The organism is Anabaena sp. UHCC 0399, from assembly GCF_034931465.1.
In the GTDB taxonomy this organism is placed as follows: Bacteria; Cyanobacteriota; Cyanobacteriia; order Cyanobacteriales; family Nostocaceae; genus Trichormus; species Trichormus minutissimus.
On the sequence record NZ_JAYGGZ010000035.1, the window covers coordinates 1 to 19,457 of the forward strand.

The following is a 19,457-nucleotide window of genomic DNA, read 5'->3' on the forward strand; positions in this document are numbered from 1 at the left end:
GCCTTGTAGGAGAGAGGTTTGGAGAGAGGTTAAAGTGCATTACATACAAACGATAAGTGCTATATGGCGTTTCTCAGTTAAGGGGGATATAAGCACCCCACCCCGCAAGTCAGGAGGAGACTATGATATAGCTTATTTAAAAAATTACGAATTAATAGAATGACAAACCCTATAGAAGTACGTAATCCTCGGACTGGAAAATTTGACTATGTGATTATCCCGCCGCCGCCTCGCTTACTAGCACAGCAATGTAATCGAGCGCGGAGGGCGCAAACTCAGTGGTATCAGTTGGGTTTAGAAGGTAGGATCGCAGCCTTACAAGAATGGAAGCAAGCAATATTATCTGCACGTCAACAGCTAACAGACGCGTTGGTAAATGATACCGGTAGATTATCTATATCCATATTAGAAATTGATTCTTTCTTGGGCAGCATTGACCGTTGGTGTGATTTAGCACCAGATTTATTGCAAGAATCCGCTAAAAATACCAGTATTCCCTTTATCTCTTTGCAACAAGCCTCTTTACCTTACCCTGTTGTGGGAGTAATTAGCCCGTGGAATTTTCCCTTGTTGCTAGCGATGATTGATACCATCCCGGCGTTGCTGGCGGGTTCGGCTGTAATTGTGAAACCTAGTGAAATTGCTCCCCGTTTTGTTGCACCTCTGTTAACAGCACTGAATAATGTCCCTCACCTACGGGATGTCTTAATGTTTTTAGAGGGAGCAGGAGAAACGGGAGCAGCTTTAATTGAGTATGTAGATTTAATTTGTTTTACAGGTAGTGTAGCTACAGGCCGGAGAGTTGGAGAAGCCGCAGCTAAACGCTTTATACCCGCGTTTTTAGAATTGGGAGGAAAAGATCCGGCGATCGTTTTAGAGTCAGCAAATGTAGACTTAGCCACCTCAGCTATTTTGTGGGGTGCAGTTGTCAACACTGGTCAGTCATGTCTCTCTATTGAACGGATTTACGTTGCTGAATCCATATTTGAAGAGTTTTATCATCAACTAGTAGCCAAAGCTTATCGTCTTCAGCTAGCTTACCCCACCCTAGAAGGGGGACAAATTGGGCCAATCATTGCCGAAAAACAAGCTGCAATCATTAGTGGCCATCTTTTTGATGCAGTAGAAAAGGGTGCAGTCGTTCACTGCGGCGGTAAAGTTGAAGAATTAGGCGGCGGTTGGTGGTGTCGTCCGACAGTGCTAACCCAAGTTAATCATTCCATGAAAGTGATGACCGAAGAAACTTTTGGCCCCATTATGCCTGTAATGCCGTTTCCCAGTGTGGAAGAAGCGATATACTTAGCCAACGACTCCATCTATGGACTAAGTGCAGCTGTGTTTGCTGGTTCAGAAGAAGAAGCCTTAGCCGTTGGTCGGCAAATCAATGCTGGTGCTATTAGTATTAATGATGCGGCTCTGACTGCAATCATGCACGAAGGAGAGAAAAACGCATTTAAATTCTCAGGTCTGGGTGGTTCTCGCATGGGTGCAGCAGCCCTAAAGCGATTTCTGCGAAAACAGGCATTTTTGATTAAAACTAACTCTACCAGTGACCCTTGGTGGTTTGAGTAGGGATTGGGGAAGCAAGGGAGAACAACTTTTGACTGATAACTATTGATCAACCAGCATTCGAGATATGGGAACATAGTGTAGTTGTAGCTGACCACCTACATAGAGGTTTAAAGTGGATACCATTACCATCCCCGCTCTGAATCATCCTGTGAATGCCACAGTAGAGATTCCGGGTTCTAAAAGTATTACTAATCGAGCATTGCTTGTTGCTGCTTTAGCTCAAGGTAACTCTACTTTAGAAAATGCCTTATTTAGCGAAGACAGTGAGTATTTTGCTAAATGTGTAGAACAGTTGGGCATTCCTATTACGCTAAATTCTCCTCTGGCTCAAATTCAGGTTTCAGGTAAAGGGGGCGAAATTCCGGCTAAACAGGCAGATTTGTTTGTAGGTTTAGCAGGTACAGCCGCAAGGTTTATCTCCGCGTTAGTAGCATTAGGAAGCGGTGAATATCGCTTAGATGGAGTTCCTCGAATGCGGGAACGACCGATGGGGGATTTACTAACAGCGTTACAAGCTGGTGGGGCAACCATTAACTTTGAGGGCAACTCTGGTTTTATGCCCTACACTATTTACGGTCAGCAATTTGCGGGTGGACATTTTCGCCTCAAAGCTAACCAAACCAGTCAGCAACTTTCAGCATTGTTGATGATTGCACCCTACGCTCAACAGGATACAACTATTGAGGTTGAGGGTACATTGGTTTCCCAGTCTTATGTAAAAATGACTTGTCGTCTCATGGCGGATTTTGGCGTAGATGTTACCCAAACCGACGATCATCAGTTTCACATCAAAGCGGGCCAGCGTTACCAAGGTCAACATTACACCATAGAACCCGATGCGTCGAATGCCTCTTACTTTTTCGCCGCCGCCGCCGTCACTGGTGGAAGGGTGAGAGTTAACCATTTAACAAAACAATCTTGTCAAGGTGATATTTTGTGGCTGAATGTTTTAGAACAGATGGGTTGCCAAATTCGAGAAGGTGAAAATTATACCGAAGTTATAGGGCCAGAACAATTACAGGGTATCGACGTTGATATGAATGATATGTCGGATTTGGTGCAAACATTAGGAGCGATCGCACCTTATGCCAGTTCACCTGTTACCATCCGTAATGTAGAACATATCCGCTACAAAGAAACCGAACGTATCCGCGCCGTTGTCACTGAATTACGTCGCTTAGGAGTTAAAGTTGAAGAATTTGCTGATGGGATGAAAATTGAACCAACCCCCATCACCCCAGCCGCAATAGAAACCTATCATGACCATAGAATGGCAATGGCTTTTGCCGTTACAGGCTTAAAAACCCCAGGAATTGTGATCCAAGACCCAGCTTGTACAGGAAAAACTTTCCCCGACTACTTCACCCGATTCTTTAAAATGATTGGTCAATAGTCAACAGTTATCTCTATCGGTGCGCTAGGCTGTCTCTGACGCACCCTATTATATATTTTAGTTTTTGGAAATCCTTTGATGAAAACTCAAAATGAAATTATCAAACAGGGCTACGATGCCTTAATTAATTCTTTGGAAGTGGCCGATACTATTCGGTTGCTTTGACTCTGATTGTTGTTTCAACTATACTTTTGAACAAGAGGTGAGTAAAGATTGTACAGAACAATTCCAGCTAGAGCTAAATTCACGGACGAAGAAAAAGCTTTCTGGCTTGACCAATGCCAGCATTCAAACAGCTTGATAAATTGTGCGCTTTACCATACTCGCCAAAGTCATTATGCAAGGCTAGAAAGTATGGACAATTCTTTTACAACTTACTGGCATGGTGACGAATTGCGTAGTGGATGGAAAACTTATTATTGCCAAACAACTTATCCCGAATTAGATAAAGTTCTCAAAGAGAATCCCCATTACAAAGCATTGGCAGCACAAGCAGCACAGCAAACTTTGAAATTAGTGGGGGAGTCCATAAACAGTTACAACGGATTGGTTAAGGCTTATTACAACGGAGACAGCAGTTGCCACAAGTCGGGAAACCCGCCCAAGGTACTGCCTCAAGTTGATAGACCATCATTACCTAAATATCGTAAGAAAGGAGGTTTGGCAGCAGTAACATTCCCAAGACAAGCACTTAGCTTTAAAGATGGTTATTTCAAACCATCGATTAGCAAGGAAACTAAACCAGAATTAATCACAAATATCAAACTACCTTTGCCAGATTTTATTGATTCTGAATGGGTAAAAGAAGTAACCATCAGACCTTATTACGGTGAGTTCTGGATTAATTGGGTGATTGATGATGGTAAGCAACCAATTAAAAGTAATCCACACCTTGATTATTCTCAAGCATGGGGATTTGACCACGGTGGCACGAATTGGTTAACAGGTGTGTCAACTCATGGTAAAAGCTTAATTATTGATGGCAAGAAACTAAAATCAATGAATCAAGGTTATTGTCGTTTAGTAGCCAAACATAAACAGGGTAAACCTGATTTTTATTGGGATGCTAACCTTGACCGTATTCAACGCAAGCGCAATGACCAGATGCGAGATGCCATCAACAAAGCAGCTAGATTTATTATTAATCGATGCCTTAACGACCGAATAGGAAATATAGTTATTGGCTGGAATGAAGGGCAAAAAGTTAATGCCAATTTAGGTAAAGCAAACAATCAGAACTTTGTCCCAATTCCAACAGGTAGACTAATTCAAAGATTAAAGGAATTGGCTAATGAATATGGCATTATTGTTACTGTAACAGAAGAAGCATATACCTCAAAAGCATCTTACCTAGATGGCGATAGCCTCTACAAGCATGGTGAAAAACCCGCAGGATGGAAACCGTCAGGACAAAGGGTAAAGCGTGGATTATATAAATCGGCAAAGGGATTGTTAACCTCCGCAGATGCGACTGCTGCTGCAAATATTTTAAGAAAAGTAGCCACACAGCTAGGTTTGTCTTTAGCCGAGGTGGGTAGAGGGAGCTTGACACTCCCACAGCGATATGACTTGTTTAACATCTTAAATAAATCATATCGTAAGCGTTGCTTAGGGGTGCTTCTAGCCCCCGTAGCCACATCCGCTTAGAATCCCCTTTTTTCAAAAAGGGGAGATGTCAAAGTTAATCGATAGGAGTCGTATCATGTCTAACATCCGTGAAGAAATGCCTGTACTTGTCCGTCATGAAGGTGATTGGATTGGCACATATACCGTAGTTGATACATCAGGAAAAATTATTGACCAGCATGAATCCCATTTAACTTGTCAATTTCCCGACAATAGCCCCTATCCCTACTATCAAATTAATCGTTATAAGTGGGCTGATGGTAAACAAGAAGAACATCAATTTCCTGGATCATATCATGATCAAGCTCTTTGGTTTGATACAGAACGCGTTCAAGGAAAATCTTGGGAGGTAGATGAATCTACTATAATTTTGTGCTTTTCATACAAAACAATTCCAGAAATATCCTTATCGGAAATGATTTATATTAGTCCAGATAATAACCATCGCGCCCGCACTTGGCATTGGTTTAAAAATCATCAACTATACCAACGTACTCTAATTCAAGAAGAAAGGCTAAAATAGCAAGCTACTATGTTCAGCATTAAATGTAGGTTGGGTTAAGCGCAGCGCAACCCAACATGAATCTTGGAAACCCACATTGATCTCGGTGTTGGGTTTCCTTCCGTCAACCCAACCTACAATTTTTGCTAATAGAAACTTAGGGTATGTTTACCTGCACAGGCGGGTTTTGCTTGTATAGCGGCGACTTCCAGTCCCATAGGCTCAAAATATCAGTTATAATTTCAAGTCGCAACTTGAAAAGGTAGACTCATGGCAAAAGGTGACAGAATAAACTTTTCTACTCCTAGTGGCTTTCCTGAATTTCTTCCTAGTGAAAAACGCTTGGAATTATATTTACTAGATACTATCCGTAGAGTTTACGAAAGCTATGGATTTACTCCTATTGAAACTCCCGCAGTCGAACGTTTAGAAGTATTGCAAGCTAAAGGTAATCAAGGCGACAATATTATTTATGGTATAGACCCTATTTTGCCGCCAAATCGCCAAGCTGAGAAGGATAAATCCGGCGAAACAGGTTCAGAAGCCAGGGCTTTGAAATTTGACCAAACTGTGCCTTTGGCAGCGTATATTGCTCGTCACCTCAACGAATTAACCTTTCCTTTTGCTCGTTACCAAATGGATGTAGTTTTTCGGGGAGAAAGGGCAAAAGATGGTAGGTTTCGCCAGTTTCGTCAGTGTGACATTGATGTTGTTGCGCGGCGGGAATTAAGTTTATTATATGATGCCCAAATGCCTGCAATTATCACAGAAATATTTGAAGCAGCTAATATTGGTGATTTTGTAATTCGCATCAATAACCGTAAAGTTTTAACGGGATTTTTTCAATCTTTAGAGATATCAGAAACTCAAATTAAATCTTGTGTTGGCATTATCGATAATCTCGAAAAAATTGGGGAATCTAAAGTTAAGCTAGAGTTGGAGAAAGAAGGGATTAATCCCGAACAGACACAAAAAATTATTGATTTTGTCAAAATTGATGGCAATATTGATGAAGTTTTAGATAAACTCAAACACCTCTCACAAAACTTGCCAGAATGTGAACAATTTAGTTTAGGTGTCAGCGAATTAGAAACAGTAATTGCCGGGGTGCGTAATCTGGGAGTGCCGGAAAACCGCTTTTGTATTGATTTAGCGATTGCTCGTGGTTTAAACTACTATACTGGCACAGTTTACGAAACCACCCTGATAGGGCATGAAGCTTTAGGTAGCATCTGTTCTGGTGGCAGATATGAAGAATTAGTGGGGACGTTTTTAGGTGAAAAAATGCCTGGTGTGGGCATTTCAATTGGCTTAACTCGCTTAATTAGCCGCCTGCTAAAAGCTGGTATTCTCAATACCTTAGCTGCAACTCCAGCGCAGGTAGTGGTAGTAAATATGCAAGAAGATTTAATGCCTATTTATTTAAAAGTGTCACAAAATCTGCGTCAGGCGGGGATTAATGTTATAACTAACTTTGATAAGCGTCCGCTAGGTAAACAATTCCAGTTAGCCGATAAACAAGGCATTCAATTCTGTGTCATTATTGGTTCGGAAGAAGCAGCAGCGCAAAAGTCATCACTGAAAGATTTAAAAACAGGCGAACAAGTAGAAGTAGAATTAGCTAATTTGGCTGAAGAAGTGAAACGAAGGCTGCAATGATTAAGCTGATTTTGAAAAAAAGAGAATAGATAAATATGAGCAATACTCGTGAGGTCATTATTCCCAAGGGGATGGAAATTTTATACGAAAAGTTTCACTATTGTCCTGGGATTAAGGTAGGCAATACATTATATATCTCAGGACAGGTGGGACGGGATGAAGATTTCCAGGTAGTAGAGGGAATAGAAGCCCAATTTGTCCAGACTTTCGAGAATGTGCAAAAGGTACTTTTAGCAGCAGGTGCAAGTTTTGACAATGTGGTAGAGATGATTACTTACCATGTAACAGGGGTGAATCTCGGTAATTTGCAAGTTCCACCTGCAAATGCTTCAGAACAGCAGTTTACCATTCCTCACCTGCCACTGTTTATGGAAGTAAAAGACCGCTATTTCACTTATAACTTCCCTACTTGGACGGCGTTTGGTATAACTGCTTTATCTACACCAGGACTAATCATAGAGATTAAGTGTACAGCAATTCTAGAAGGTTAGTTAGAGGCTTAACTATTCTGAATTGTTCAGAAAGTCCATGACTACTTGGGATACTTCTTCAGGTATCTGATTCATCATGCAGATTGTTCCGTGTTCAAATTCAGCTACTTTGCCATGAGGAATTGCTTGAGAAAGAAAATAGCGATCGTTGAGTTTTGCTAAACTCAATCTTTCAAATTCTTTCATGTCATCAAGTCCCCAAATAATGAGAGTTGGACACTTAATAGCACGAAATTTTTCTGGTGCATCTAGACAGTAATTACCTACAGCCCAAACTGCATACAAAGGGTGACCAAAACATTTTAAATCGTCTAAAACCCAACGATGATTTAATTCGGCAGAGCCTACGTATCGAGAACGGGCTAACCATCTTTCCATGAGATGCGAGCCATCTTCTTTAATTTTAAAACCTTCCTCAACTCTTCTAAATAGCTCTGCTTGTCCGCCCTCGCCGAAACCAGCTACATTACCTAAGATCAGTTTATCAACGCGATCGCCATAACTTGCTGCTATTTCTCCAGCCACGAAAGCACCTGTATGGTTTCCCATAATGCTGGTTTTTTCTATACCTAATTCATCTAAAAGCGCGATCGCATTTTTTGCGTAATCGGCGATTGTATACATTCTCGGTGGTTTATCCGAATCACCAAACCCCATCAAATCCATTGCGATGACTCGTCTGTGTTCAGCCAGGATAGGCATGAGTTCGCGATATTCATCACTACTGCGGGGGTTCATGTGCAGCAACAGCAGAGATTCACCTTCACCACCGATGCGATAAAGAATCTGTCCATCTTCTGTATCTAAAAAAGCTCGTTTAATCTTTTGGTTCATTCTATTCTTTTTTAGCGATCGCAGTTATATTTCCCTTCAGAGACTTTTTGACCAAAGCCAAAGATTGATTCTTTGCACCTTTGCGCCTACCCTTCCCTTTGGGACGCTTCGCGAACGGGAACAACTCCGTTGAATGCGCGAAACAAAATTCATCCCATCAATCAGCAACGCCACAAATTTTAGTTGGCAATTGCCAGTTCTTCCTTGCGGGCAACTCGCGGCGACATCTTCAGAATTTCTCGCGCTTGCGTTGGTGTTGCAACTTCGCGGCCGAGTGTATGCGCCATCTTTACAACCTTTTCTACTAACTCGCCGTTGTGCGGCTGGCCAAAACGGGTATAGGGATCGTCTCCCAGTCCAATACCAACGTGACCTCCCATTGTAATTGCCCAGGCTGCCAAAGGCATCACGTCCCCATTCCAGCACATCACCAACCATTGATCACCTGCGGGAATAGAATCTACTACCGCTTGTAAGTTGGGGAGTGTTGGCAAAAGGCCAGTTGGCGTGATTTCTCCTGTGAAAACAAACTCCCAAAAAGTATCCCGTGATAGCATTCCCATTTCTTGAAAACATCGTGCTGTCCGAATTTGTCCCACATCCCAACAGATTGTACTGACAAAGATGTTGTTTTCGTTGAGTATTTTCAACGCTTCGTATATGTATGCGCGAGAGCTAATGTGTACTTGGTCGTATGTTTGAAATTCCTTTGTCTGTGGATTCCAGAAGTCTATATTCAGCGAGCCAAACTCTAAAGGGATCATATCAACTCCCAGTGCTGGATCACTTTGCGCCGCTAATATATGTTTGAAGCGATCGCTAATCTCACTTTCTTTAGTAACGTAGTTCAGTGTAGGATTGATAATCAGGTCGGTCTGTTCGCGAATTCCTTGAATAGCTTCAAGATAAACGTCAACATCATTAATCCACTGACCATTGAATGGATCTCGTCCATGCCAATGAAAGATAGATGCTCCCGCTTCCCAAGCACGCACAGCTTCTCGGATTATCTCCTGTGGAGTGTACGGGCAATTGGGATTTTCCTTGCGGTAATCGGAATCGTTGCTGCGACACTCAATAATGAGTGGTAGGTGATTATTCATGTCTTTCTCCATTGGTCGAAGTAGTATTTCTCAGTCAGATAACTCTAACTTCTTTTTAAATAACGTCCAGTAGGCAAACCTAAAACTTGTCTATTGTTGTAAATAACATTTCCCCGCAAAAAGGTACTCTTTACCCGTCCAGTTAACTCCATCCCTGCAAAGGGTGTGTAACCTTGTTGTGACTCCGACTCAACAGCGTTAACCACAAAGCTTTCATTGGGGTCTAATAACACCAAATCAGCATCGTAACCAATAGCTATATCACCTTTTGTTAATAACCCAAAACGTCGTGATGGATTCCAAGATAGTAATTTAGCCATGTGGTTGTAAGACATTCCCCGCTTACTACCTTCACTGAATACACCCGAAAGTAAATATTCTGTACCACCAAAACCAGACTTAGCTAACCAAATATTATTCGGGTCTTTTGCACTAATTTTTTGTTCTGCCGCACAGCAAGCATGGTCACTAACTATCCAATCTACTTGATGGTTGAGTACCGCTTGCCATAAGTATTCCACATCAACACGGGGACGGATAGGGGGGTTAACTTTTGCCCAAGTCCCATTGGGGGTATCAACATCTAATAGTAAATGCCCAACAGTAACTTCTCGCCGAAAGTTGATATGAGGAAAAGCAGTTTGCATAGTTAAAGCTGCTTCCATTGCTTTACGGGAACTGAGATGTAACAAATTAATATTTGCACAATTAGTTTCATGTGCCAAATAAGAGGCAATACAAATTCCTAATCCTTCGGAATGGGGAGGACGTGCTGCACTGTAAGCGTGCAATCCACTGAGGCTAGAGTCATTTTCAACTATTTTGGTGTAGGCGTTGAGAATTTCGGCAACTTCGCAATGCAGACTTAAGCTAATTCTTTCTTGTGCTTCTGGGTAGCTTTCTCTTAGCTTTGCTAAACCACGCATAATAAATTCAAAGTGAGCAAAGTCATATCTTTCTGCTTTATTAATCATCAAAAAAAGATTTTGTTGCTCAGAAAGACCATGTAAACCATAGCCACCATAAAACATAAATATTTTAAATGACCCAATGCCATATTCCTCAAACAGCATTTGCATCTCATCAATATGCTGACTGCTAATAGGGGCGATATGGTAGCTATAATCAACAAAGAAATTTCCTTGTGATAGTGCTAATACTTCCGGGAAAAAATCTTGGTATGAGCCGCCTTTGTTGAGATAATACTTACCTGTACGGATATAATTCAGGCTAGTAGTTACTCCCCCCATTGCGGCGGCTTTACTTTCCGTCACTGCATCTTGGTCAAGGGGTTGATAAATACCGATGTGCATATGGGCATCTACGACCCCAGGAAAGCCTAGGAGGTTTTTGGCATCAAATACTTCTTGGCTATGGTCTGGGTTAATATTAGGCGCAATCTGGGCAAATTTACCATCTTTAATCCCTATATCTAGTAGTTCGACAGCATCATGATGGGGACAAACTACCCGGACATTTTTGATAATTTTATCTAATATAGGAGGTTCAGACACAGTAGACCTCACACTAAAATGATGACAGCAAGTCAGTAATTTCCACATCCTACAGGAATGCTAGCTAAAATACATGACTATTTAACAGTTGTTTATTCAATCATTTTCATGAGGAAAACCAATGATAAGTTTTAATGAGTATCATCGCAATCCAGAAACATTTCTTTTTCTGAAAATTCTGCAAGACCACTGGCAAGTTATTAGAGATGAATTTACTGGGTTTCTTCATCAGGCATCTGATGAGGAATTAAAGTTCACTTACGATGTTTTGGGGCCTAAAAGTAAAACAATTAAAACCAAAGGTAATTCCAAATATAGTGCTTTTGGGATTTTATTCCAAGGTTTATTGATTGAAGAATATATTCAAGTACATCAAATCCAATATCCAGATTATGGAATGGATGAAGCATCAGCTAAAGCACTGGTGTTAAGAGAAAAATATTTTCCAAATTTGGCTCAGTTCATAGAAGAAGTGAATTTAATTGATGATGGTGTGATTAGAAATGTGTACTTCGGCACATTCCATCCTGGCTTGGATATTAAGCTGCACGTTAACTATAATCCTCATATGAATCGGGGCTATTTGGGATTAATTGTGCCGCAGGGAGATGTGGCGATGAAAATATGTCATGAACAGCTTTATTGGCATGAAGGGGAGTTTATGGTTTTAGATCATAGTTATCCACATTGTCCGCATAATTATACTGATTACGATAGAACTGTTTTAGTTGTTGACTTCTTTAAACCGGATCAGCCTAGGGAGGAATTGATTCGATTTGAGCAAGAGCAAGTTGCCCAACGTATGCAAGATAATCCTTATAGTTTGGGTGTTTTTGGTAAGAGTGATCAGGCTCAGGAAGAAGATTTTATTAAGTGTGGTTTGGCTCATCAGTTGGAGTGGGATAAGGTTTTATGAAAGGTGATAGGTGACAGGTGACAGGTGACAGGTGATAGTGAAAGCAAATTACTAGTGACTAATGAAAAGTTATAGGAAGTTAATAGCTAAACGGCTGGATAAAGATTTTAGTTCGGCTGTTGAGATTGTGGAAGTTACTATTCCTGAAGTTGGGAATAATGAGCTTTTGGTGCGTAATAAATTTGCAGGGGTTAATGCAGGTTTTGATACTTTACTCTGTCGGGGTGAAGTTCCTTATGTGAATTTAATTCCACCTTTTGATTTGGGTGTGGAAGCGGTGGGGGAAGTGGTGGCTGTTGGTGCAAGTGTTTCTGATTTTCAGGTGGGTGATGCTGTTATCACTACTTTACGTGGTGGTGGTTATCGGGAATATCAGGTGATAGATGCTAGTTTGGCGGTGAAGGTACGCCAAGCAACGCCGGAAGTTCTCAACCTTGTACCTACGGGTGTATCAGCGTTGGTGGCTTTGGAACAAGTGGGGGAGATGCAACGCGATGAGGTGGTTTTGGTGACGGCTGCGGCTGGTGGTACTGGCCATATTGCGGTGCAATTGGCGAAGTTAGCAGGTAATCATGTGATTGGGACTTGTAGTTCTGAGGCGAAGGGGAAGTTATTAAGGGAATTAGGCTGCGATCGCATTATTAATTATCATACAGAAAATCTGCATCAAGTCCTCCAGCATGAGTACCCCAATGGGATTAACTTAATTTTTGAGTGTGTGGGTAAACAGGTTTTTGATACCTGCGTTGATAACTTAGCTATTCGAGGACGTTTGGTTAATATTGGCTACATTTCTGAGTATGGGAAAAATATAGAACAGGTGATGCAACCGCGCATTTATCACCAACTATTTTGGAAAGCCGCTTCCGTGCGGGGGTTTCTCATGCCGCACTATAAAGAATATATCCCAGAAGCACGCGATCGCCTGTTAAATCTGTTCTACTCAGGTAAACTGAAAGTATCTGTGGACTCCACCCCATTTCACGGTCTAGAATCTATCCCCACGGCGGTAGAATATCTGCTAAGTGGTCAAAATTGTGGCAAAGTAGTCGTCAAGTTTTAGTATTTTAAATACATGACACAAAATGCGGAAAATACTTTAAAAGTTGCTCATCAAGCATTTGAGCATTTTACCCAAGGTTTAGCAACGGGGGAATGGCAAGCATTTCTGGATACGCTGACAGATGATTTTACTTTTTGGTTTCCAGTCGGCAAATTCCACGGTTTAAATGAAGGTAAAGAACGCGCCAAGGAGTTTTTTGAATATGTTTCTGCATCCTTCCAACCGGGAATCAAGCTAGTATCTCTAGACCACATTACTAGTAATGAGACTACTGTAGTTTTTGAATTTCGGGACGAAGGACTTTTGTTAGAACAACCTTACAAAAATCGGATAGCGGTTTCCTTTGATGTACGAGGAGACAAAATTTGTAGCTATCGAGAATACTTTGGTAGTGATGGTAAATCTTACTAAAACCGATTTACCGCATTTAATTATTTTGAGCTTTTAATGCTTGAATTTCTTTGCATTTAGCCTCAGCTGCTTTATAAGCTTCTAAATATTCTTTCCCTCCCAACATAACATCACCATAATAATCGTAAGGTGCATCACCGTAGATAGGTAATGGATCATCTTCTGGATAATCTTCTTTTGATTCTTCTATCACAGCTTTTAACTTTTTCATACTCAAGCTTTGAGCTGCAAAATACAACATCTCTTGGGAGTTTTTGGGCAAGTACGGTAGAGTCGGATCGATGATTTTATCCTCTATTTCAATCCAACTGTGTTCTATGGGCTTGTGTGGCTTACCCCAACACACCAAAAATCCTTGCACATATTTAGCTCCCTCTGTCGCCAATGCTGCTTTATAAGCATTATTAAAGGGCTTTTTAGCCTTACTTTTGATGCTTTCCGCCATTTTTATGGAAAGTTCTTCATCCAATGTTTTGTTCATTTACGGATGGTATTGATAACAGCGACCATAATAATAGTATCACTTTCAGACAACACAAAACTTGACTTTAAAGATTTTGAGATTTATGAACATAGTCAAGATATATTAGCTCTGCGAAAATGAGATTAAAAAAAATTTGCATATCCCTTTTTGCTTGTCGATATAATTGTCAAACAATCTTTGCCGGGCTGGCTCAAGTAACTTGTCTTGAGTTCGAGTAGGTGAGGGAATCAAGCTAACTTTGAGAAAATACATATATTTTTCAATGGGAACAGATGTATTGTTCGCAAAATTAAAAACTAAACTGATTAGTAAATGGAGCTAAGCGGAATCGAACCGCTGACCCCTTCAATGCCATTGAAGTGCTCTACCAACTGAGCTATAACCCCTTACGTTGCGTTATAAATTATCTCTTAATATTTAGTGTATTGTCAAGCGGTTTTGCAAATTAATTATTAACTTTATATAGTACGGTCTTAAGTAATTAATAGTTGACCTGCAACAAATAGCTCATACAATGCCCCATAAGAAAATACACAACTAACATCGCGGCGGCAGCAAGGGCAACCAATGTACCGGCTAACATGAGAGAAAATTCTTTATGCTCAACGGCCTTCTCCATTAGGTGTAGTGACCAAGCCACTAGAGCCACATCAAATAACAAAATAGGAATTAACATATTTCTTAATATTTTTTAACACTATGTGGAATAATCTTAACACTGTTTTGGGGAACTGTATTTAACTGGAGGCGATGTGACTCAATCTATATAATGGCTTTAGAATTAAGCGTACAAGCGTACTGGAACTTCACGATCGCGCAAATAATTTTTAATTTCAGCCACACTTAACTGTCCGTAATGTAGCAGCGATGCCAATAAAGCAGCTTCCGCCTTACCTTCAGTCAGTGCAGTATGGATATGTTCACAATTACCAGCACCACCAGAAGCAACGACTGGGATTTGTACAGCCTCAGCAATTGCCCGTGTTAAGTCAATGTCATAACCTGCTTGAGTACCATCAGCATCCATACTTGTCACCAATAGTTCCCCAGCACCGCGTTTTTCCACTTCTTTTGCCCACAGTAGGGCATCTAAGCCAGTATTTTCTCGACCGCCACGCACATACACATCCCAGCCTGGATTATTAGGGTCAACTCTGCGCCTAGCATCAATAGCAATAACTATGCACTGATTACCAAAGCGATCGCTAGCCCGATTGATCAAGTCTGGATCACGTACTGCCGCAGAGTTAATACTAACCTTGTCTGCCCCAGCCCGTAACAAAGCTTTAACATTTTCTAAGGATTGGATACCACCACCCACCGTGAGGGGAATAAAGACCTGTTCAGCAGTTCGGTGAACCACATCAAAAATAATATCTCTGTCTTCATGAGTAGCCGTAATATCTAGAAATACTAACTCATCAGCCCCAGCTTCGTTGTAAACCTTGGCCAGTTCTACCGGATCGCCTGCATCCTTGAGGTTGACAAAGTTAACTCCCTTAACAACCCTTCCCGCCTTGACATCTAAACAAGGTAAGATTCTTTTAGATAACATATATTTTTTAACTCCTGGGTAATTGTCCGGAATTTAAATTGTAAATGGACGTGGGTATTTCCCGCCGAAAATCTTCGCAGGCTTGTCTATGTGCAGTGTTATGGCGGAGATTGCCCTCAAACAGACCTAAACCGAAAGTTAAAGCTGAATTATGGCGATCATCTCCTCGAAAAAACAGCCTCCAGAACCCAATGGAGAACCAAAACAGCATCGGGAGTCAGCAAAAGCAGCACCCAAAGAAAAGATTTTGCAACCTGAAGCGGCTGTTGATGAACAAGGTAAGCAAGAAGAAAGTATCAGACCACAAAAATTTGCTGACTACATCGGACAAAAAGACCTCAAGGATGTTTTAGATATCGCCATCAAAGCAGCCAAGTCGCGGGGTGAAGTTTTGGATCACTTGCTACTGTATGGCCCTCCCGGATTGGGTAAAACAACAATGGCAATGATATTAGCATCCGAGATGGGAGTCAACTACAAAATTACGAGTGCGCCAGCCTTAGAAAGACCCAGGGATATTGTTGGGCTGCTGGTTAACCTTAAACCGGGAGATATCCTATTTATTGACGAAATTCACCGCCTCTCGCGGATGACCGAGGAAATACTGTATCCAGCGATGGAAGACTACCGCCTAGATATTACCGTGGGTAAAGGTTCTAGTGCCAGGATTCGGAGTTTACCTCTGTCCAAGTTTACCCTAGTAGGTGCAACAACCCGCGCTGGTGCTTTGACCTCACCACTGCGCGATCGCTTTGGCTTAATTCAAAAACTGCGCTTTTATGAAGTTGACGAACTTAGTAAAATAGTCCTGCGGAGTTCCCAATTACTCCAAACCAATGTCACTGACGATGGCGCGATCGAAATTGCCCGCCGTTCACGGGGAACACCACGGATTGCGAATCGGTTACTCAAGCGTGTCCGTGATTATGCTGAAGTAAAATCCTGTGCAGAAGTTACCCAAGATGTCGCAGCCGAGGCATTGCAACTATTCCAAGTAGACCCATGCGGTTTAGATTGGACAGATCGCCGGATGCTAAGTGTAATTATTGAACAATTTAACGGAGGCCCCGTAGGCTTAGAAACCATTGCCGCCGCCACTGGTGAAGATACCCAAACCATTGAAGAAGTCTACGAACCCTACCTGATGCAAATTGGCTATCTCAGCCGGACTCCCCGTGGACGAACAGCCACAAAAGCCGCATACAAGCACATGGGATTTACACCACCCAATGAGCAGATGTCTTTACTATAGGAAATAGGGCATAGAAATTCAAAATTCAAAATTCACGCATTGAATAACTTCTGCCCCTCTGCATCCCCAATCCCCAATCCCCAGTCCCCAGTCCCCATGATGATTAAATTAATTAGTATTGTTCTCAGTCTGTTACTTGTGTTGGGCTGGGGTACACCAGTCATGGCACAAACCCCACAACCAAGCATCACCCAAGAGCAATTAGAACAGGGTGATGAGTGGGCAAATCAAGCTTTTGCAGCCACAAATAAAGGTGATTTTGCGACGGCGGAAAAGTATTGGACAAAGATTATTGAGAATTTCCCTACGAATGCAGGTGCATGGAGTAACCGGGGTAATTCGCGGGTGAGTCAGAATAAGCTAGAAGCTGCGCTAGTTGATTACAACAAAGCCGTAGAATTAGCCCCAGATGTCACCGATCCTTATTTAAATCGTGGTACAGCCTTAGAAGGGTTGGGCAAATGGTCAGATGCGATCGCAGATTATAATCATGTTTTAGAACTCGATCCTCAAGATGCAATGGCTTATAACAATCGGGGTAATGCCAAAGCAGGTCTAGGTTCATGGTCAGATGCGATCGCAGATTATAAAAAATCCTTTGAAATTACCCCAAACTTTGCCTTTGCCCGTGCTAACTATGCCCTTGCTCTTTATGAAACTGGGCAAACAGACCAAGCCATCCGCGAGATGCGGAATATTACCCGTAAATACCCCAACTTCGCTGATGTGCGTGCTGCTTTAACAGCTGCTTATTGGGTAAATGGTCAACAAGGTGAAGCAGAAAGTAACTGGGTGGCTGCCTATGGCTTGGATAGCCGCTATAAAGATATGAACTGGGTGAAAAATATCCGTCGCTGGCCGCCTAGCATGGTGTCTGCTTTGGATAAATTCTTGAAAATTCAATAACCAAAAGGCGATTAGGCATTGGAAATCTCATCTCCCGCATATTTCCCATCCTAATGCCCCTATTTGCATCGAATGTTGCATTCTCTTAAAAATCTGTTACATTACGTTACAGACAGTTGCAACTGTTCAACGCAATACATTGGAGTTTTGTTTATGTCAGGTTTCAAAAATTCTACACCCATTGTTGCCGAAGATCCTAATGCTGTGCGTTTTGGGTTCACTCCTCAGAGTGAAAATTGGAACGGTCGCTTTGCAATGATTGGTTTCCTATCTGTCGTTTTGATTGAAGCTTTTTCAGGTCAAGGATTCCTTCATTTTTGGGGCATCCTGTAAATTGAGTTAACATTTCCCCGACTGCAAAAATTGGCCTTCTCTTTGGTGTGAAATGCTAATTTTTGCAAAAGGTCGGGGGATATTAAGGGTAGATTTACCACAGAGACACGGAGACACAGAGGTTTTAAAGGACGAGTCGTTGAATTCCGTGTTTGATGAGGGGAACGTTGAAGTTGATGAGTAGGCCGACACGATAACCGGAGAGTTTCAGATAGGTCAATAACTGGGCTTTGTGGATTGGGATGATTGCTTCTACCGCTTTGAGTTCGACTATTACACATTGTTCAACGAGTAAATCGACGCGAAAACCTCTGTCTAAACGAGTATTATCATAAACAACAGGTAACTGCTGGCGGGAATAGCTCAAGGCCCCGCTACCACTGACAGCACTTGGAACTCTTCATTTTTAACTTTTGCGTAGTAGTGCTAGTGCGATCGCCTACAAGATTATCCCGTTATATCGAAAAACATTATCCCAAACGTAATCAATCACTGCTTTAGCATCATCCAAGGGAAGAACGTGACAAGCCCCCTGATGATCATAGGTGAGTAAAGGTACTTCTAGGGAATTGTCTGTTATTTCACTATTCTGCACTACTTGACCACGAATATTTTCTAGATTGTCCAGAGGCCCTTGAATATCAAAGTTAATCTTTGTACCTAGTTTATTCTCCACCCAAGTTTCGATGTGATCATCTAATTGCTGAGGGTTTAATGGTGTGGGGCTGGTAAGTAAGTGATAGTATACCAGAATTATTTCCTTACATTCTTCTTCTTCTGCTAATTCAATAAACATTTGAAAGACGCTGGCATTGTTAGCTAAATTCTTGAAAAATAGCGTATCTGTAACATATTTTTGAAATTTAATTTTTTTATTCTTGTAGTTGGTGTATTGCTTAAAGGCAAATCCACCCAAAGTGATCGTTAATGATAAAGTTGCCACCAAAACAGGCATGACATTTCGGACTTGTTCTAAGTCTACATTTAATGATTCAACCAGAAATGGTACATTCAATACTATAAAAATTGCCGCAACTAGCAATAATAAATTCGGTAACGTTCTTAATATTAGCGGAATTGCCGACCCAATTGCTGGAATGCCAAAAAGTAATCTATCTTTCCATGTCATGCTCGTTTCGACGTTAGGAAAGAGTAAGTCAACATCTAGTTTGGGAATATTTTTGTAGAAATAAACATACATCTTACCAGGAATAAATTTCAAATCTTGAATTTTTTCTTTTTTGGCACGGAAGTAAGCAGCTTCTTTAAATTTTACTAATAAAACAATCCTTTCAAAAATATCAATTATCTTTTCTTTTTTCCAAAAAAACAAATTTTTTACTAGAATCGTTTTACAATTATCGCCGCGATAGTAACACAAAAAGCGGTCAAAATCCTCAAAATTTACTTGAGTTGTCAAATCAATTAGAGATTTAGTTGTTAGTGCTTGTTTGATAATCGATTCAGGTAAAAGCATATAATTTGCTCTTTCCACAATATGCTCAAAGCTATTAACGACATTCAACTCCATGTCATCATATTGCTCAAATGTCGGTGGAGTTATTGGTTGAATATCTGCATTGGGGTTAAAGGGTACGTAATTATCTTTGATAGTTTCTAAGGTTCTGTGGAAGCGAAAGTGATAGTATGCAATGAGAATTTTGCAGAAATCTTGAAATTTTTGGGCATCAGTCTCATTTAGCTGACCATCTTGCAAGCAAAGTTTGATAATATCGCTGCGAGTGTAGGGAATGAATGCCTCTCGATTTGCGTAAACAGCCATGTTAAAACATTAATCGGAGTCTAACTAATGGGTTTGCCAAACCCCACGAAAACGGCAACC

20 protein-coding genes and 1 tRNA gene are annotated in these 19,457 nt (G+C 41.2%); 12 read left to right on the forward strand and 9 right to left on the reverse strand.

All coding sequences use genetic code 11. The features are described 5' to 3' along the window. The first annotated feature begins 159 nt into the window (after positions 1-159). The 6 genes from VB693_RS18345 (at position 160) to VB693_RS18370 (ending at position 7,243) form a co-directional block, all read left to right on the forward strand. The gene (locus tag VB693_RS18345; protein WP_323267509.1) at positions 160-1,572 is read left to right on the forward strand and encodes an aldehyde dehydrogenase family protein; all 1,413 of its coding nucleotides are present in this window, start codon (positions 160-162) and stop codon (positions 1,570-1,572) included. Positions 1,573-1,684: 112 nt separating this feature from the next. After that, positions 1,685-2,965 carry a 3-phosphoshikimate 1-carboxyvinyltransferase gene (gene aroA / locus VB693_RS18350; protein ID WP_323267510.1) on the forward strand — a complete coding sequence of 427 codons (1,281 nt, stop codon included), beginning with the start codon at positions 1,685-1,687 and terminating at the stop codon, positions 2,963-2,965. A gap of 213 nt (positions 2,966-3,178) precedes the next feature. Next, complete coding sequence (locus tag VB693_RS18355) at positions 3,179-4,612, forward strand: transposase (protein WP_323267511.1); 1,434 nt, start codon at positions 3,179-3,181, stop codon at positions 4,610-4,612. A gap of 55 nt (positions 4,613-4,667) precedes the next feature. Then, positions 4,668-5,114 carry a DUF3598 family protein gene (locus tag VB693_RS18360; protein WP_190703851.1) on the forward strand — a complete coding sequence of 149 codons (447 nt, stop codon included), beginning with the start codon at positions 4,668-4,670 and terminating at the stop codon, positions 5,112-5,114. 249 nt (positions 5,115-5,363) lie between these two features. Beyond that, the gene (gene hisS, locus VB693_RS18365) at positions 5,364-6,752 is read left to right on the forward strand and encodes a histidine--tRNA ligase (protein ID WP_323267512.1); all 1,389 of its coding nucleotides are present in this window, start codon (positions 5,364-5,366) and stop codon (positions 6,750-6,752) included. A 35-nt stretch (positions 6,753-6,787) separates the two neighbouring features. Beyond that, the gene (locus VB693_RS18370; RefSeq protein ID WP_323267513.1) at positions 6,788-7,243 is read left to right on the forward strand and encodes a RidA family protein; all 456 of its coding nucleotides are present in this window, start codon (positions 6,788-6,790) and stop codon (positions 7,241-7,243) included. A gap of 12 nt (positions 7,244-7,255) precedes the next feature. Here VB693_RS18370 and VB693_RS18375 read toward each other — a convergent pair whose 3' ends face one another. The 3 genes from VB693_RS18375 to VB693_RS18385 all read right to left on the reverse strand — a co-directional run bounded on the left by VB693_RS18375 (position 7,256) and on the right by VB693_RS18385 (position 10,694). Then, complete coding sequence (locus VB693_RS18375; RefSeq protein ID WP_323267514.1) at positions 7,256-8,077, reverse strand: alpha/beta hydrolase; 822 nt, start codon at positions 8,075-8,077, stop codon at positions 7,256-7,258. A gap of 179 nt (positions 8,078-8,256) precedes the next feature. Further along, positions 8,257-9,180, reverse strand: coding sequence for a 3-keto-5-aminohexanoate cleavage protein (locus tag VB693_RS18380; protein WP_323267515.1), 924 nt, complete (start codon positions 9,178-9,180; stop codon positions 8,257-8,259). A 44-nt stretch (positions 9,181-9,224) separates the two neighbouring features. After that, entirely contained in the window at positions 9,225-10,694 is a 1,470-nt protein-coding gene (locus VB693_RS18385) for an amidohydrolase family protein (RefSeq protein WP_323267516.1), read from the reverse strand. A gap of 121 nt (positions 10,695-10,815) precedes the next feature. Here VB693_RS18385 and VB693_RS18390 point away from each other — a divergent pair, with 121 nt between their 5' ends. The 3 genes from VB693_RS18390 to VB693_RS18400 all read left to right on the forward strand — a co-directional run bounded on the left by VB693_RS18390 (position 10,816) and on the right by VB693_RS18400 (position 13,084). Further along, positions 10,816-11,610 (forward strand): aspartyl/asparaginyl beta-hydroxylase domain-containing protein, encoded by a 795-nt coding sequence (locus VB693_RS18390; protein WP_323267517.1) that lies wholly within the window; start codon positions 10,816-10,818, stop codon positions 11,608-11,610. A 61-nt stretch (positions 11,611-11,671) separates the two neighbouring features. Beyond that, positions 11,672-12,673, forward strand: a complete 1,002-nt coding sequence (locus VB693_RS18395; protein ID WP_323267518.1) for a zinc-binding dehydrogenase — start codon at positions 11,672-11,674, stop codon at positions 12,671-12,673. 12 nt (positions 12,674-12,685) lie between these two features. Next, positions 12,686-13,084, forward strand: a complete 399-nt coding sequence (locus VB693_RS18400) for a nuclear transport factor 2 family protein (RefSeq protein WP_323267519.1) — start codon at positions 12,686-12,688, stop codon at positions 13,082-13,084. A gap of 16 nt (positions 13,085-13,100) precedes the next feature. Here the strand turns inward: VB693_RS18400 and VB693_RS18405 are convergent, their stop codons facing one another. From VB693_RS18405 to hisF, 4 genes are all read right to left on the reverse strand, one after another. After that, on the reverse strand, positions 13,101-13,565 hold the full coding sequence (locus VB693_RS18405) for a hypothetical protein (protein ID WP_323267520.1): 465 nt from the start codon (positions 13,563-13,565) through the stop codon (positions 13,101-13,103). 316 nt (positions 13,566-13,881) lie between these two features. After that, positions 13,882-13,954 (reverse strand) — tRNA-Ala (locus VB693_RS18410). Between the two features lie 95 nt (positions 13,955-14,049). After that, on the reverse strand, positions 14,050-14,244 hold the full coding sequence (locus VB693_RS18415; RefSeq protein ID WP_190703821.1) for a hypothetical protein: 195 nt from the start codon (positions 14,242-14,244) through the stop codon (positions 14,050-14,052). Positions 14,245-14,349: 105 nt separating this feature from the next. Further along, positions 14,350-15,123, reverse strand: coding sequence for an imidazole glycerol phosphate synthase subunit HisF (gene hisF / locus VB693_RS18420; RefSeq protein WP_323267521.1), 774 nt, complete (start codon positions 15,121-15,123; stop codon positions 14,350-14,352). Between the two features lie 151 nt (positions 15,124-15,274). Between hisF and ruvB the strand changes: the two genes are divergently transcribed. The 3 genes from ruvB (at position 15,275) to VB693_RS18435 (ending at position 17,614) form a co-directional block, all read left to right on the forward strand. Next, entirely contained in the window at positions 15,275-16,375 is a 1,101-nt protein-coding gene (gene ruvB, locus VB693_RS18425; protein WP_237992830.1) for a Holliday junction branch migration DNA helicase RuvB, read from the forward strand. Positions 16,376-16,474: 99 nt separating this feature from the next. Then, complete coding sequence (locus VB693_RS18430; protein WP_323267556.1) at positions 16,475-17,281, forward strand: tetratricopeptide repeat protein; 807 nt, start codon at positions 16,475-16,477, stop codon at positions 17,279-17,281. A gap of 153 nt (positions 17,282-17,434) precedes the next feature. After that, positions 17,435-17,614, forward strand: a complete 180-nt coding sequence (locus VB693_RS18435; protein ID WP_323267522.1) for a high light inducible protein — start codon at positions 17,435-17,437, stop codon at positions 17,612-17,614. A gap of 124 nt (positions 17,615-17,738) precedes the next feature. Here the strand turns inward: VB693_RS18435 and VB693_RS18440 are convergent, their stop codons facing one another. Both VB693_RS18440 and VB693_RS18445 read right to left on the reverse strand, forming a co-directional pair. Beyond that, on the reverse strand, positions 17,739-17,981 hold the full coding sequence (locus VB693_RS18440; RefSeq protein WP_323267523.1) for a GxxExxY protein: 243 nt from the start codon (positions 17,979-17,981) through the stop codon (positions 17,739-17,741). Positions 17,982-18,053: 72 nt separating this feature from the next. Next, the gene (locus tag VB693_RS18445; protein ID WP_323267524.1) at positions 18,054-19,397 is read right to left on the reverse strand and encodes a TMEM143 family protein; all 1,344 of its coding nucleotides are present in this window, start codon (positions 19,395-19,397) and stop codon (positions 18,054-18,056) included. Between the last annotated feature and the right edge of the window lie 60 nt (positions 19,398-19,457).